This window comes from Streptomyces sp. NPDC053426 (genome assembly GCF_055585405.1).
Genome location: NZ_JBVJKE010000009.1, coordinates 82812 through 98376, shown reverse-complemented (window position 1 = coordinate 98376; position 15565 = coordinate 82812). Strand labels below are relative to the sequence as shown.

The following is a 15565-nucleotide window of genomic DNA, read 5'->3' as shown; positions in this document are numbered from 1 at the left end:
GCCGGGGAGTCGCGGGGTGGGGCGGACGTCTCCCACGGCCAGGACGAGCCCGAGAGCGCCGCGCACGCCGCCGCCGGGACCGGCACGGGCGCGCCGAAGCCCGCGGTCGGCGCCTCCCGCGACCAGGACGGGTCCGAGAGCGCCGGGACGGACACGGACGCTCCCGGGGCCGCGGGCGACGCGTCCCGCGCCGAGGAGGAGCCCGGGAACGCCGGGACGGACACGGACGCTCCCGAGGCCGCCGCCGCGGGCGACGAGGACGAAGCCGAGGGCACCGGAAAGGGCGCGGACGCGCCCGGCGAGGACGGGTCCGAGGACACCGCGCAGGACGACGTGCCGGGCGCCGGTGCGGCGAAGGCCGCCGCCCCCGCCGGTTCGGGCGAGGGGAACTCCGAGGCGGGTTCGTCCGGAGGCGGTGACGGGAAGCCGGTCGCGAAGGCCCAGGAGGCCACCGAGGACGGCCGGCCCGGTGAGGACGAGCCCGGGGACGACGGGCCGTCGGCGGCCGGCGCCGCCGAGGACGGGCCGCCGAAGGCCGAGGGCCCCGTCGACCAGCCGACCGCCGTGTTCCGGACCGGGCGGCCCTCCGCGCCCGCCGTCGACCAGCCCACCACCATGCTCAAGCTGGGCGACGTGCGCCGCGGGGCCGCCGCCGAGGCCGAGCGGACCAGCAAGTTCGTCGCGCTCAAGCGGGACGACGACCTCGGTGGGCACAAGCCGCCCGCCGCCTCCGCCGCTCCCGTCGCCCCCACCGGGCCCACCACCTCGCTCCCGCAGGTCGGTCCCGAGCGGACCACCCAGCAGCCGCTGCCGCCCAGGCCGCCGCTGGACCTGCTGGCCGAGCTGACCAACACCCCGCCGCCCCCGCAGACCCCGCTGCGGACGGCCGTGCGGCGGATCAAGATCTGGGCGCCGCTGGTCGTGCTCCTCGTGATCGTCTTTGCGATCGCGCAGGCCGTACGCCCGCTGCCGGCCCCCGCCCTGGTGCTCACCGCGGAGGACACCCACGCCTTCGACGGCGACCAGGTGAAGCTGCCCTGGCCGGACGAGGGCCAGGGTTGGATGAGTGGCGACGGCATCGGCACGATGGACCACTTCGGTGAGCAGAAGCCGGTCGCCATCGGCTCGGTCGCCAAGACCATGACGGCGTACATCATCCTGCGCGAGCACCCGCTGAAGCCCGGTGAGGAAGGCCCGAAGATCGAGGTCGACGCGAAGGCGGAGGAGGAGGGCGGCTACGACAAGGACGGCGAGTCCACGCTCAACACCGTCAAGGCCGGCGACTTCCTCACCGAGAAGCAGGCGCTGTCGGCCGTCATGGTCCCCTCCGCGAACAACATCGCGCGTCTGCTGGCGCGCTGGGACGCGGGCTCCGAGGAGGCGTTCGTCAAGAAGATGAACGACACCGCCAAGGAGCTCGGGATGACCGACACGACGTACACCGACCCCTCGGGGCTGAAGGCGACCACCGTCTCCACCGCCGAGGACCAGACGAAGCTCGGCATCGCGGCCATGAGAATCCCGGCCATGGTGGCCATCACCAGCGCGGCCAGCTGGACGGACCCGACCGGGAAGTACTGGACCAACTACAACGAGCTGCCCTACACCATGGGCGCGATCGGCATCAAGACCGGCTCCACCACCAAGGCCGGCGGCAACCTGCTCTTCGCCGGCCGCAAGGAGGTGGACGGTCAGACGGTCATCGTCGTCGGCGCGATCCTCGGCCAGCACAAGGGCCCGTCGATCCTGAAGACGGTCAACGAGGTCAGCAAGCCCGCGCTGCGCGCCGCCCAGGAGGCGCTGACCTCGACGAAGATCCTGAAGAAGGGCGACGTCGTCGGGTACGTGGACGACGGTCTCGGCGGCCGTACGCCCGTCGCCGTCACCGAGGACGTCAAGGCCGTCGGCTGGGCGGGGCTGTCGGTGAAGCTGACGTTCGCCGGGGACGACCTGCCGCACACCGCGAAGGCCGGCGCGAAGGTGGGCACGCTCACCGTCGGTGACGGATCGAGCGGTGCCGTCAAGGTGCCGGTCGCCCTGCAGGAAGACCTCGTGGAGCCCGGCTTCACGGACAGGCTGACGCGTCTCTCCTGACCCGGGGACGTACGAGTCAGGCGGCCGCCGCCCACCCGGGCGACGGCCGCCTGACTGCGTGCTAGCGTCACGAAACGGGCAGGTAACAGGCAAGGAAACGGGACACGGGGAGTGCCTTCAGGTGGCCACAGCGGAGCCGACACGCGCCGACGACGCCGATCCGGACCCGGAATCCGGCCCGCGAATACCGTCGGCCGGGACACGGCGGACACCCGAGGGGCCTGACGACGGCCCGGGCGCCCCCGGCGCCTCCGGCACCCCCGGTGGACTCATGACCGCCGTCCTCGCCGTGCGCGCCCGCATGCTGCGGCACCCGGCGCTCTCCGTCACCGCCCTCGCCGGCCTGCTGCACATCGTCTGGTTCTTCACGTTCGCCAACAGCGGCGGCGACCTCGCCGCGCAGGACGCGTGGGCCGAGTTCGTCGGCCGGCACCCGGACTCCGCGTACAACCTCGCCTGGTACGGCGGCATGCACCCGGTGTCGTACAGCGTGGTGTCGCCGTACCTGATGTCGGTCCTCGGGGTGCGGACCACGATGATGATCGCGGGCACGGTGTCGGCGGGCCTGCTGACGCTGGTGCTGATGCGCAGCCGGGCGGTGCGCAACCCCCTGTGGGCGGCGCTCGCGGGCGTGTTCGCGCTGCTGTGCAACGCCGCCTCGGGCCGGGTGACGTACGGGCTGGGCACGATGTTCGCGCTCGGCGCGGTCGCCGTCGTCTTCTGCTGGCCCCACCGCTGGCGCTACAAGCGCTGGGCGAAGGCCCTGTGCGCGGCCCCGCTGGCGGCGCTGGCGACGATGGCCTCGCCGGTCGCGGGACTGTTCGTGGGCCTGGTGGCGGTGGCGCTGTTCCTGCAGAAGCGCCGGCCGGGGGCGTGGGCGCTGGGTCTCGCGCCCAGTGCGGTGGTGGCGGTGTCGGCGTGGCTGTTCCCGTTCTCGGGGACCCAGCCGATGGGCATCGGCTCGGTGGTCCTGCCGCTGCTGTACTCGGTCCTGGTGTACGTCCTGGTCCCCGTGGAGTGGAGGACCGTACGGATCACGGCCGCGGTGTACGGGCTGGGGCTCGTGCTGGTCTGGCTGATCAGTTCGCAGATCGGGTCGAACATGACCCGGCTGGCGATGCTGTTCGGCGGGGTGGTGCTGGTGGCGGCGCTGCCGTTCACGGTGCCGAAGACCCTCAAGTGGTACGCGATCGTCGTCGCCTTCGTCGGCTTCACCGGCTGGATCGGCTTCAAGACGGTCGACGACGTCGTGCGCACCACGCCGCGGGCGTCCTGGGCGCGCGAGCTGGCGCCGCTGCTGAACGAGCTCCAGGAGGTCGGCGCCGAGCGGGGCCGCGTGGAGGTCGTCCCGGCCCGCTCGCACCGCGAGGCGTCCGCCCTCGCCCCGTACGTCAATCTGGCCCGGGGCTGGAACCGGCAGGCCGACATGGAGCGCAACCCGCTCTTCTACGACGACACCCTCAACTCGGCGAACTACCGCGAGTGGCTGAAGCGCTGGGGCGTGCACTTCGTGGTGCTGCCGAAGGACGAGCCGGACGGTGACGGCGGCCAGCGGGAGCGGGAGCTGGTGCAGCGCGGGCTGCCGTATCTGAGCCAGATCTGGGGCGACGCGAACTGGCAGCTCTTCGCGGTGAACGAGCCGACGCCGCTGGCGGAGCCGAACACGGTCGTGGAGCGGGCCGAGCAGGGCGAGTGGACGCTGCGGGTGGAGAAGGCGGGCCGGGTCCTGATCCGTGTCCCGTACTCGCCGTGGCTGGGCCTCGTCGACTCCGAGGGCAAGGCGCTGGACCCCCCGCAGGAGACGGAGGAGTCGGAGGACCGCCCGGAGGGCGAGCCGAGGACGTACGAGAACGTCCACGGCTGCCTGATGGAGACGGAGGAGGACGAGAACGGCGACAAGTGGACGACGCTGCTCGCGCCCCAGCCAGGGACGTACCGCCTGGCGGCTCCGTACAAGTGGGGGGAGCGGGGCACCGCCTGCCCGGACGAGCTGCGCTGATCCCGGAGTTCCCGCCCCTCCGGCCTCGTTCATGATTATGAACGAGGGTCAGCTAGCCGAACATTTTTACTTCCTCTTGACTCGACGGTTTCTTGTCGTGCCCGCGCCACCCCGCCCACGATGAGCGGGCACTTCGCGGCCTTCCTCGTCCCTACCCCGCTCAGGCGAAGTGCCAACCAGCTGAGTGGAGTTCACAAGGCGGACCCTGGAAGGGGGGACATGAACAGTCTCGACTGGGCGGTGCTCATCGGCTACTTCGCCGTGATGGTCGGTATCGGCATCTGGTCCCACAAGCGCGTGGACAACGTCAGCGACTTCTTCACGGCCGGCGGCAAGATGCCCTGGTGGCTCTCCGGCATCTCCCACCACATGTCCGGGTACAGCGCGGTGATGTTCACCGGCTACGCCGGCATCGCGTACACGTACGGCGTCACGTCCTTCGTCACCTGGTCGTTCCCCATCGCCTTCGGCATCGCCATCGGGTCGAAGCTGTTCGCCCCGCGGATCAACCGGCTGCGCTCCCGGCTCCACGTGGCCTCGCCGCTGGAGTACCTGAAGAACCGCTACGACCTGAAGACGCAGCAGGCGCTGGCCTGGTCCGGCATGCTGCTGAAGATCGTGGACGTGGGCGCGAAGTGGGCGGCCATCGCCACCCTGCTGTCGGTGTTCACCGGTGTCTCGCTCAACCAGGGCATCCTCATCACCGGCGTCGTCACGGCGGTCTACTGCACCATCGGCGGCCTGTGGGCGGACGCGCTGACCGAACTCGGCCAGTTCGTCATCCAGCTCCTCGCCGGTGTCGCGATGTTCGTCGCGGTGGTGGTCGAACTCGGCGACCACGGCGGGTTCTTCGGCGCGTGGGACGAGCCGGAGCTCCAGGGCCACGGGGAGCCGCTGGTCGGACCGTACGGCACGGTCTTCCTGCTGGCGTTCCTGTTCATCAAGCTGTTCGAGTACAACGGCGGCATGCTCAACCAGGCCCAGCGCTACATGGCCACCCCCGACGCCCGCGAGGCGGAGCGCTCGGCGCGGCTGTCGGCGGTGCTGTGGCTGGTCTGGCCGGTGGTCCTGTTCTTCCCGATGTGGATGTCGCCGCTGCTGGTGGAGTCCCAGAAGGCGGACGGCTCCGACTCCTACGCCCTGATGACCGAGCAACTGCTGCCGCACGGCCTGCTGGGCCTGGTCATCGTCGGCTTCTTCTCCCACACGATGGCCATGTGCTCCTCGGACGCCAACGCCATCGCGGCCGTCTTCACCCGTGACGTGGCGCCGGTGCTGTCGAAGCGGGCGCGGCTGTGGGGCGACCGCTCGGGGCTGATCGCGGCCCGCGTGACGACGGTGGTCTTCCTCGGCCTGTCCATGGCCGTCGCGACGCAGGTCAACTCGCCGACCTTCAAGGACATCATCACGGTCGTCATCAAGTGGGTGGCCGGGCTGATGGGCCCGATCGCCATCCCGATGATGCTGGGTCTGCTGCGGCCGTTCCGCCGCTCCGGGCCGACGGCGGCGCTCACGAGCTGGGGGCTGGGGCTGCTGGCCTTCTGGCTGGTGAACTACCCGATCCACTGGGCCGTCGACGGCGGTGTGCCGCTGGAGTACCAGGTCTCCATCCCGCTGGCGGTCTCGCTGGTCCTGTACGTGCTGATCGGGTACGTGAAGCCGGAGGACACGCCGGAGCGGATGGCGATCATCGAGCGTGTGAACACGGACGGCGACGACGACTCGGCTGCCGCGGCAGCGGTGCCGTCTCCTGCACCGGTGCGGGATCAGGCGTAGTTCTCCGCCCCCGCCGCCCCTTCCCTTCCCGTCCCTGGGGGCTTCGCCCCCAGACCCCCACGCGCAGTTCCCCGCGCCCCTGCAGGGGCGCGGGGAACTGCGCGAAAACCCCCAGCTCAGGCCCCCCGCGGATACCGCGCCAGCCAGGCCGCCGAAGACCCCGCGGGCCCGTGCAGCGCAGCGCCCTGCGTCATCTCCATCGCGAAGTCGTCGGCGAGTTCCAGGATCGTGGGGCGGCCCTCCAGCTCGGCCAGCCAGGCCGGCGGGAGGGCCGTCTCGCCGTGCAGCGCCCCGAGCAGCCCGCCGGTCAGCGCCCCGGCGGCGGCACTGGGCCCGTCGTGGTTCACGGCCAGGCACAGCCCCTGCCGTACGTCCTCCCCCACCAGCGCGCAGTACACGGCGGCGGCGAGCAGTCCCTCGGCGGTGGCGTTGCCGACCAGCTCGGTGACCCGTTGCGGGGTGGGCATCCCCTGCCGTACGGCGCCCAGCGCGTGCTGGAGCGCGTCCGACACCGGCTGGTGCCCCGGCCGCGCGGCCAGCAGCGCGAGCGTCCGCTGCACCGCCGTGTCCAGGCTCTCGCCCCGGGCCAGCGCGTGCACGATCGCGGCGTACGCGCCCGCCGCGAGGCAGGCGACCGGATGACCGTGGGTCTGCGCCGCGCACTCCACGGCGAGCTGCGCGACGAGCTGCGGCTCCCAGCCGACGAGCAGCCCGAACGGCGCGGACCGGGCCGCCGCCTCGGGCCCCGCCTCACCGGGGTTCTTGGGCGCCGCCGGCGTCCCCATGGTCTCGTCGCCGAGCCCGAGCAGCAGCGTACGGACGGGCTCCCGGCGGGCGTACAGCCACTCCTCGCGCGCCAGCCAGCCGTCGTCCTCGCGCCGCTCGTCCGGGCCCCAGTCCCGCTGGGTGGTGGCCCAGCGCAGGTACGCACGGTGCAGATCGGTCGGCGGGTGCCAGGCGCCGGTGTCGCGCCGCACCTGGGCGCGGATCAGGCCGTCCACGGAGAAGAGGGTGAGCTGGGTGTGGTGGGTGACGGCACCGCGTCGGCCGTGGGCGGGGGCGAGCCCGGTGAGTCCCTCCGCGCCGTGCGCCTGTCGTATCCCGTCGGCCGTCATCGCGTCCACGGGCGCGCCCAGCGCGTCCCCGAGGGCGACCCCGAGCAGCGTCCCGCGCACCCGGCTGCGGAAGTCCTGCTGCTCGCGCCGCCCCCACACGGGCCCGGCAGTACCGCCCACCCCGACCTCCCGGGACCTCGTCCGTATGTGCGGTGCCAGCACTGTAATCGAACGGGGACGGTCGGTTCAGGGGGCAGATCGGTACGCGGGGTGTGAGGCGTGTGAAGTGAGTGATCGGAAGTGGTCGAGGTGGGGGATTTCAGCCGTCGCGGTGTCGTACGACCGTGTCGCGCTGGGTGCGCGCCCAGGTGTAGGAGGGGTCGAGTTCCAGGGCGCGGTCCAGGTCGGCCAGGGCCTCGGCGGGGTGGCCGAGGTTGAAGCGGGACACGCCCCGGCTCGCGTACGCCGACCGGTACTCGGGGTCGAGGGTCAGGGCGAGGTCGTACGCGACGAGCGCCTCCTCGTCGCGCCCGGCGGTACGGAGCGCGTCGCCGCGTTCGCAGTGCGCCCAGGGCGAGTCGGGCTGCAGGGCGACGGCACGGTCGAGGTCGGCGAGCCGGCGTCCGGGTTCGCCGAGTTCCCGCCACACACGGGCCCGGCGGATCAGCGCCCAGGTGTAGTCCGGTTCGAGTTCCAGGGCGCGGTCCAGGGCGATGAGCGCGGCGGCCGGAGCGCCGAGGGCGAGGCGGGTGGCACCGAGGGAGGCCCAGGCGTAGGCGTGCCCCGGGTCCAGGGTGAGGGCCTCGCGCAGGTCCCGCACCGCCGCCGAGTGGTGGCGCAGGACGCGGCGGTACTCGCCCCTCAGGGCGAAGAGGCCGGCGTCCCGGGGCGCCAGACGGACCGCGTGTCCCAGCTGGGCGACGGCGGCCGGGTAGTCGCCCCGGGCGGCGGCCAGGACGGCTCTGCCCCGGTGCAGCCGGGCCGCCAGGGAGGAGGAGAGCGCGGCGCCGAGGTCCATCTCACCCGTGCCCGGCACGGCCGGCTCGCCGCTCTCGTCGCTCCCGCCGCGCGCCTCCGCCACGCCCGCGTGGGCCCCCGCGTCGACGCCCGTGACGGGTACCCCCGGGCCGGCGGACCCGGGGTCCGGCCGCGGCCACGGGTCACCCAGCAGGTCGGCGTCGTCCTGGAACACCGGCCGCGGCGTCACAGGACGCCACCGTGACGTGAGGCCGCCGCCCGCCGGGTGATCGGCGGGCGGTACGGGCACATGGCTCAGCATCCGGTCCAGTACGGCTCCCGGGCCGCCCTCCCCGAGCGCCTCGGACAGCTCCCGCCACCAGCCGGCCATCATCGCCAGGTCCGCGTCCCGGCCCGCGTCCCCCAGCAGCCGCACCCACCGCTCGGCCGCGGCCTCGCTCTGCTCGCAGGCCTCGGCCAGGTCCCGGATCACCAGCCGCGGCGCCCCGGGATCCCGGGCGCACAGCAGGTGGTACGACTCCGCCAGCCGCAGTTCCCGCCACTCCTCGTCCGCCCACAGTTCCCCGGCGCTCCGCCCGGCCTCGCTCTCCTCACGCCACCGGCGGAACGTCACCGCCAGGTGCCGGTGCCGGTCCGCCCATTCGCGCGGGGAGCGGGTGCGCTGCCACCGCAGCATCGGGGCGCGTACGACGTCGTGGTAGCGCAGCCGGGCCGCGCGTTCGTCGGTGAACGCCAGCCCGGTCAGCCAGTCGTACAGTTCGTCGCGCTGCTCCTCCGGGCAGCCGGCCGCCGCCCGGAACACGTCCGCGTCCAGCCAGCGCGGCAGCGCGCCCCAGACCGCGGCGGCCCTGCGCGCGGGTTCCCGCTCCCACTTCAGGAACCGTTCCAGCGCCGTCGCGCTCGGGTCGTGGACGTCGTCGGGCCCGGTGGGGCGGGTCTCGGCGAGGGTGGAGACCAGGACCGGAAGGCCGCCGGTGAGCCGCAGGACCTCGGTGACGACCGGCTCCGCCGTGACGCCCCGGTCGGCGAGCAGGGCACGCGCCTCCGCGTCGGTGAACGATTCGAGCGGCACCGCGGTCACGAAATCCGCGAAGCCGCCCCAGAGAGCGGTGTCGAAGGGGCGCTGGCCCGCGGTCACGACGACCACGGTGGCGGGCAGGGCGCCGTGCCGGCCGGTCGTCATGACGTCGTGCAGCCAGCCGTCGAGGAACGGACCGGTCCGCTCGTAGGTGTCGAAGAACAGCACGATCCACGGGACCGCGGAGGCGGCGTCGGCGAGCTCCTTCGTCAGCACCGGGGTGAGGACGCTCTCCGGGGAGAGGACGAGCCGCACGTCCTCGTGGCTGCGGAACCGCGCGCCGAGGGCGGTCCGCAACCGGTCGGCTCCCTGGGCGAGCTGGCCCGGATCGACGGCCCCGGTGAAGGCACCGACGCCCGGGATCAGTCCGAGCCCGGCCAGTCCCGCACGGGCGACCGCCATGCTGCCCGCCGACGGTCCTGCCTCCGGGGCCGGGTCCAGGGCGGCGAGGGCGGCGAGCTCCGCCTCGTGGCGCCGTTCGTGGTGCGCGAGCAGGAGCTTGTCCAGCTCCTTGAAGCGGTGCCCCTGGTCGGCGGCCTGACGGCACACCGCGGCCAGCACCTCGGGCACGCTGCCCGCGCTCTCGTCGACGTACGCGGTCAGCGCCCCTCGTTCCCGGGCGATCTGCTCGAACTCCCGGACCAGGAAGGTCTTGCCGACGCCCGCGTCGCCGTGCACGTGGAACAGGAAGCGGTGCCGTTCGTCCTCGGGCGGGAGGTCGAAGTTCCCGCGGAACAGCTCGCGTTCGGCATCGCGGGCGACGAGTCCGGCGCGTCTGCGCCGTTGGGCGATCTGCTGCATGGACAGCCGTGCCTGCGCCACTCGTACGTCCCCTCGCCCGTGTCCCGACCGACCTCATTCTGGCTCAACTCCCCGGGGTACGGGCTGCCGTACGGGGAATGGAACCGCCATGCCCACCACAACCCCACGCGGCGCACTGCCCCTCACCGCCACCCTCCTCACCGCCTCCGTCGCCCTCTACATGGCGCTGGTCGCCTTCGGGAACATCACGGACTTCGGGACGAACCAGGACTTCGTACGGCATGTCCTCGCCATGGACACCACGTTCAAGGACGACGACCTGATGTGGCGCGCGATCACGAACGAGGGCGTGCAGGACGCCGCGTACGTCGCGATCATCGTCTGGGAGACGGCCGCCGCGCTGGTCCTGGCCTACGGCACCTGGCTCTGGACCCGCCCCGACCACGCGCGCGCCCGCCGCGTCTCCACCTACGGCCTGCTGATGGTCATGCTCCTGTTCGGCGCGGGCTTCATGGCGATCGGCGGCGAGTGGTTCGCGATGTGGCAGTCGGAGGACTGGAACGGCCTGGACGCGGCCCTGCGCGTCTTCGTCCTCAGCGGCGTGGTCCTGCTGGTCAACCACCTGCCGGTCCAGCAGGGCGGGCGATCCGGTCACCGCCCCGATTGACTTCGGAACACATTCCGAAGTACCGTCGAGTCGTGTCCACTCCCACGGTTGCCTTTTCCGAGCTCTCGAAGAATTCGAAGCGGGTCGCCGAGACACTCGACCGGACGCAGCGCGTGCACGTCACGCGTCGGGACGGCGAGGACCTCTACCTGACCACCGCCCGCCATGACCAGCAGCGCGAGGAGACGGCGGACATCACCGCCCGTCTCCTGGCCGCCCTCGTGCGCAGTGACGCCGGCGAGCGGGCCATACTGCGCGCGCTGCCGTCGGTCTTCCCGTGGGTCCGCCACTTGAATGCCGAGGAGTCGCAGGAGTTCGTGACCGAACTCATCGACGCCACGCACGACGCGGCCCAGCTGGACGTCCACGGCAATCTTCATCGCCTCGTCGTCGAATGGCGCGCGACGGCCCGCATCCTCGCCGATCCCGAGCTCACGGCACAGCTCACTCGCCCATGGCCCGACGAGGACCACGGCGAGGTGACGGCACCGTGAGCCCGAAGCGCGGTGATGACGTCGCTCCGCCGCCCATGGACGGTGAATGGCGCCTGCGGTTCGCGAGCAACGAGGCAGCAAAGGGGTGGGGCGAACTGGGCGCGGAGGCTCCGGGCAACACACGCCGCTGCTTCGACGCTCTGCGCCGTGATCCCCTGTCCCGAGCGGACCTCGACCGTCAGCACCCGCTCCGCGGCCGGCTGGCCAGGGCCGTCCTCGGAGGCCGGGAATACCCTCAGTGGGAGTACGAGGTGACAGCGGGCGGCCGCGTCCGCTACCTCGTCGACGAGGCGCGCCACACGGTTCATTTCGTGTACGCGTCCACTCGCCACCCGAAGGACACCGAGTAGCCACGCACGTTGTCGCGACCGGTGTTTCGCCCTCCGACGCGGCTACTCGACGACCCGGACCGTCGTGCCCGCCGAGCCGAAGGTCCACAGGGCCTTGCCGTCGGGTTTGGTGATGCGGATGCCGCCCGTCTGCGCGTCCGGTTCGGCGGGCGGGGGCGAGGAGCCGTCGACCGCGTTGGAGAAGGCGATGAAGACGCCGGACTTCTGGGCGAAGTACATGATGTGCTCGACCGGGACGCCGTCGCTGCCGGTGGTGGCCGGGGTGCGCTTGCCGATCGTGTACGTGCCGGGGTCCGGGGCGACCGTGCCCGGCCAGACCGCGAAGGAGCGGCGGGGGGTGTCGCTGGCGTCGACCAGCCAGACCCGCTTCTCGCCGAGGGAGTAGACGATCCGGCGGCCGGCGCCCGAGTCGGCCGGGACCGCCGGTTTCCTCTCCTCCGGCTTCGCGGACGGTTTCGCGTCCGCCGTCGCCGACGCGCTCGGCCGGGTCGTGGCGGCGACGGGCTTCGTCCCCTGGTCCGCCTGGACGGCCAGGACCACCACCGCGGCGATCGCCCCCGTGGTCAGCCCGGTCACCCAGGCCCACGAGGGAAGACGGGCAGGCACCGGTACGCATCTCCTCAGCTACGGGTCCCGATCGAAGGCCGCGGGCTCCGGTCCGAAGGCCGCGGGTCCCGATCGAACGCGGGTCGGATCATCCTACTGCCAGTACCCGCGCTTCCCCGGTCCGTCTCAGTCCAGTACCGGCAGCAGCTCCGGAAGGTGTCCGTCCGACGCCTCCGCCGCACGACGGCGCTCCTCCGGCACCTCGCCGTACAGGGTCGTACGGGGCTTCGCCGGGCGGCCGGCGGCCTCCGCGACCGCGATCAGGTCCTTGACCGACTTGTAGGAACCGTACGACGAGCCCGCCATCCGCGAGATCGTCTCCTCCATCAGCGTGCCGCCGAGATCGTTCGCGCCGGAGCGCAGCATCTCCGCCGCGCCCTCCGCACCCAGCTTCACCCAGCTCGTCTGGATGTTGGGGATGTGCGGGTGGAGCAGGAGACGGGCCATCGCGGTGACCGCGCGGTTGTCGCGGACCGTCGGTCCCGGGCGGGCGATGCCGGCCAGGTAGACGGGGGCGTTGGTGTGCACGAAGGGGAGGGTCACGAACTCCGTGAAGCCGCCGGTCCGTTGCTGGATGCCGGCCAGGGTGCGCAGGTGGCCCAGCCAGTGGCGGGGCTGGTCGACATGGCCGTACATCATCGTCGAGGAGGAGCGGATGCCCAGCTCGTGGGCGGTGGTGATCACCTCGGTCCAGGTCGCCGCCGGGAGTTTGCCCTTGGTCAGGATCCAGCGGACCTCGTCGTCGAGGATCTCGGCGGCCGTGCCGGGGACGGTGTCCAGGCCGGCTTCCTTCGCCGCCGTGAGCCATTCACGGATGGACATGCCGGTGCGGGTCGCGCCGTTGACGACCTCCATCGGGGAGAAGGCGTGCACGTGCATGCCGGGGACGCGTTCCTTCACCGCCTTCGCGATGTCGAAGTACGCCGTGCCGGGCAGGTCGGGATGGATGCCGCCCTGCATGCAGACCTCCACCGCGCCCACGTCCCAGGCCTGTTGGGCGCGGTCGGCGACCTGGTCGAGCGAGAGCGTGTACGCGTCCGCGTCGGTGCGGCGCTGCGCGAAGGCGCAGAAGCGGCAGCCGGTGTAACAGACGTTGGTGAAGTTGATGTTGCGGGTGACGATGTACGTCACGTCGTCGCCGACCACCGACTTGCGGACGTCGTCCGCGACCCGGCACAGCGCGTCCAGCGCGGGACCGTCGGCGTGCAGCAGCGCCAGCGCCTCCGCGTCGGTCAGCTTCGTCGGGTCGTCGGCGGCCGTGCGCAGGGCCGCGCGGACGTCGGTGTCGATGCGCTCGGGGACCATGCCGGGGGCGGCGGCCTCGCGCAGGGCGTCCCAGTCGCCGTAGACCTCGTCGAAGTCCTCACGGCGGTCGCCGGTGCGGCCCTCGGTGTCGATGGTGCGGTGCAGATCGGTGCGGCCGGTCGCGGTGAACGCCTCGTCCGGCTCCTGCCACGGCCGGCCTTCGACCACGGCGTCCGCACGGGCCAGACCCGTCTCCGGGTCGGCGAGCGCGGCCACGTGCGGGCGCAGCCGCGGGTCCAGCCACGGCTCGCCGCGCCGCACGAACTCGGGGTACACGCAGAGGCGTTCGCGCAGCTCGAAGCCGACGGCCCGGGACCTTTCGGCCAGTTCCTCGATCTGCGGCCACGGCCGCTCGGGGTTGACGTGGTCGATGGTCAGCGGGGAGACCCCGCCCCAGTCGTCGATCCCGGCCGCGATCAGCCGCCCGTACTCGGAGTCGACCAGGTTCGGCGGCGCCTGGAGGCAGGCGGACGGGCCGAGGACGAGCCGGGCGACGGCGACCGTGGCGACCAGTTCGTCGAGTTCCGCGTCCGGCATGCCGCGCATCGCGGTGTCCGGCTTGGCGCGGAAGTTCTGGATGATCAGTTCCTGGATGCCGTGGTGGGCACGGGAGATCTTGCGGAGCGCGAACAGCGACTGGGCGCGCTCCTCGTACGTCTCCCCGATGCCGATGAGGATCCCGGACGTGAAGGGGACCGAGGAGCGGCCCGCGTCCTCCAGGACCCGCAGCCGTACGGCCGGTTCCTTGTCCGGGGAGCCGTGGTGCGGGCCGCCGGGCTCGGACCACAGACGGGTCGCGGTGGTCTCCAGCATCATGCCCATCGACGGCGCGACCGGCTTGAGCCGCTGGAAGTCGGTCCAGGTCATGACGCCCGGGTTGAGGTGCGGGAGGAGTCCCGTCTCCTCCAGGATCCGGATGGAGATCGCGCGGACGTACGCGATCGTGTCGTCGTAGCCGTGCGCGTCGAGCCACTCGCGCGCCTCCGGCCAGCGGTCCTCGGGCTTGTCGCCGAGGGTGATGAGGGCTTCCTTGCAACCGAGCGCGGCACCCTTGCGGGCGATGTCCAGCACCTCGTCCGGCGACATGAACATCCCGTGCCCGGCCCGGCGCAGCTTGCCGGGCACGGTGACGAACGTGCAGTAGTGGCACTTGTCCCGGCACAGCCGGGTCAGCGGGACGAAGACGCTCTTCGAGTACGTGATGACACCGGGCCGCCCCGCCGCCCGGAGCCCCGCGTCCCGCACCCGGGCGGCCGACGCGGACAGGTCCTGAAGGTGCTCACCGCGCGCCTGGAGCAGGACCGCCGCCTCGGAGACGTCCAGGGAGACGCCGTCCCGGGCGCGTCTGAGGGCGCGCCGCAGGGAGTTCTCGGTGGGGCCGCCGGTTCCGGTGGTCGCGGAAGTCGTCATCCTTTGAGCATACGTTCGGCGTGATCAGGACCTTCGCCCGTCCGCGTCAGGCCCCTTCCCCGTCCACGAATGTCTGGAAAGCGTCCAGCGCCCGCAGCACCCCCGCCTCCCCCTCCGGCGGAAGCTGCACCACGACCTCCTCGACGCCCAGCTCCGCGAAGTGGGCCAGCTTGCCCGCGCTGGGACGCACGGCGTACGGCACGACCTGGAGGGCGCCGGGATCGCGGCCCGCGTCGGCCCAGGCGGTACGGAGCACGGGCAGCGCCTCCGTCAGGCCCCGCCCGCCGATCGGCAGCCAGCCGTCGGCGTACTCACAGATGTTCCCGAACAGCTTCGGCCCCGCCGCCCCGCCGACCAGCGTGCGCGGCCCGATCACCGGACCGCGCGGCTTCCGCACCGGCTTGGGGTACGCGAAGCTCGCCCGCACGCTCCCGAACTCCCCTTCGTACGCCGTCGGTTCCTCCGCCCACAGTGCCCGCATCAGCCCCATCCGGTCCCGGACCAGCTCACGCCGGGTGCGCCACCGCACGCCGTGGTCGGCGGCCTCCTCCACGTTCCAGCCGAAGCCGAGCCCGAGCGTGAACCGGCCCCCGGAGAGGTGATCGAGGGTCGCGACCTGCTTGGCCAGGTCGATCGGGTCGTGCTGCGCGGCGAGCGTGATGCCGGTGCCGAGCCCCAGCCGCTCGGTGACGGCGGCGGCCTGGCCGAGCGCGACGAAGGGGTCGAGGGTGCGGCCGTACTCCCTCGGCAGCTCCCCGCCCGCCGGGTACGGGCTGGTCCGCTCGACGGGGATGTGCGTGTGCTCCGGCAGATACAGCCCGGCGAACCCGCGCTGCTCCAGCTCACGGGCGAGCCGGACCGGGGTGATCGTCTCGTCGGTGAGGAAGATCGTGACGGCGATGCGCATGAGCGGCCTTTCGTACGCGGACGGCTGACCCATCAATACCCGTGCGCACCCTCCCTGTCCATACCGACCGGTCGGAACCCTCTC

The 15565-nt window shown here is 72.5% G+C and carries 11 protein-coding genes; 6 read left to right on the top strand and 5 right to left on the bottom strand.

Annotated features, from left to right (window positions below):
* The 3 genes from ACZ62B_RS19690 to ACZ62B_RS19680 form a co-directional block, all read left to right on the top strand.
* A partial coding sequence (locus tag ACZ62B_RS19690) for a D-alanyl-D-alanine carboxypeptidase (protein ID WP_469691382.1) occupies positions 1-2094 on the top strand: 2094 nt, incomplete at its 5' end.
* Positions 2095-2215: 121 nt separating this feature from the next.
* A complete protein-coding gene (locus ACZ62B_RS19685; RefSeq protein WP_469691380.1) occupies positions 2216-4093 on the top strand; it encodes an MFS transporter in 1878 nt (625 codons plus the stop codon).
* 219 nt (positions 4094-4312) lie between these two features.
* Positions 4313-5869 carry a sodium:solute symporter family protein gene (locus ACZ62B_RS19680; protein WP_344555207.1) on the top strand — a complete coding sequence of 519 codons (1557 nt, stop codon included), beginning with the start codon at positions 4313-4315 and terminating at the stop codon, positions 5867-5869.
* 116 nt (positions 5870-5985) lie between these two features.
* On the opposite strand, the gene ACZ62B_RS19675 is transcribed toward ACZ62B_RS19680, so the two are convergent.
* Both ACZ62B_RS19675 and ACZ62B_RS19670 read right to left on the bottom strand, forming a co-directional pair.
* On the bottom strand, positions 5986-7104 hold the full coding sequence (locus ACZ62B_RS19675) for an ADP-ribosylglycohydrolase family protein (RefSeq protein ID WP_344555208.1): 1119 nt from the start codon (positions 7102-7104) through the stop codon (positions 5986-5988).
* 139 nt (positions 7105-7243) lie between these two features.
* Entirely contained in the window at positions 7244-9781 is a 2538-nt protein-coding gene (locus ACZ62B_RS19670; RefSeq protein ID WP_469691630.1) for a tetratricopeptide repeat protein, read from the bottom strand.
* Positions 9782-9890: 109 nt separating this feature from the next.
* Here ACZ62B_RS19670 and ACZ62B_RS19665 point away from each other — a divergent pair, with 109 nt between their 5' ends.
* The 3 genes from ACZ62B_RS19665 to ACZ62B_RS19655 are packed head-to-tail and all read left to right on the top strand — an operon-like array spanning position 9891 to position 11253.
* A complete protein-coding gene (locus ACZ62B_RS19665; RefSeq protein WP_344555211.1) occupies positions 9891-10409 on the top strand; it encodes a DUF2165 domain-containing protein in 519 nt (172 codons plus the stop codon).
* 32 nt (positions 10410-10441) lie between these two features.
* A complete protein-coding gene (locus ACZ62B_RS19660) occupies positions 10442-10903 on the top strand; it encodes a prevent-host-death family protein (protein WP_344555212.1) in 462 nt (153 codons plus the stop codon).
* Complete coding sequence (locus tag ACZ62B_RS19655; protein ID WP_344555213.1) at positions 10900-11253, top strand: hypothetical protein; 354 nt, start codon at positions 10900-10902, stop codon at positions 11251-11253. Before ACZ62B_RS19660 ends, ACZ62B_RS19655 begins: the two co-directional genes overlap by 4 nt.
* A gap of 42 nt (positions 11254-11295) precedes the next feature.
* Here the strand turns inward: ACZ62B_RS19655 and ACZ62B_RS19650 are convergent, their stop codons facing one another.
* The 3 genes from ACZ62B_RS19650 to ACZ62B_RS19640 all read right to left on the bottom strand — a co-directional run bounded on the left by ACZ62B_RS19650 (position 11296) and on the right by ACZ62B_RS19640 (position 15481).
* A complete protein-coding gene (locus tag ACZ62B_RS19650; protein WP_344555215.1) occupies positions 11296-11859 on the bottom strand; it encodes a hypothetical protein in 564 nt (187 codons plus the stop codon).
* A gap of 126 nt (positions 11860-11985) precedes the next feature.
* Entirely contained in the window at positions 11986-14574 is a 2589-nt protein-coding gene (locus ACZ62B_RS19645; protein WP_468881133.1) for a bifunctional FO biosynthesis protein CofGH, read from the bottom strand.
* Between the two features lie 46 nt (positions 14575-14620).
* Positions 14621-15481, bottom strand: coding sequence for an LLM class F420-dependent oxidoreductase (locus ACZ62B_RS19640; protein WP_344555219.1), 861 nt, complete (start codon positions 15479-15481; stop codon positions 14621-14623).
* Between the last annotated feature and the right edge of the window lie 84 nt (positions 15482-15565).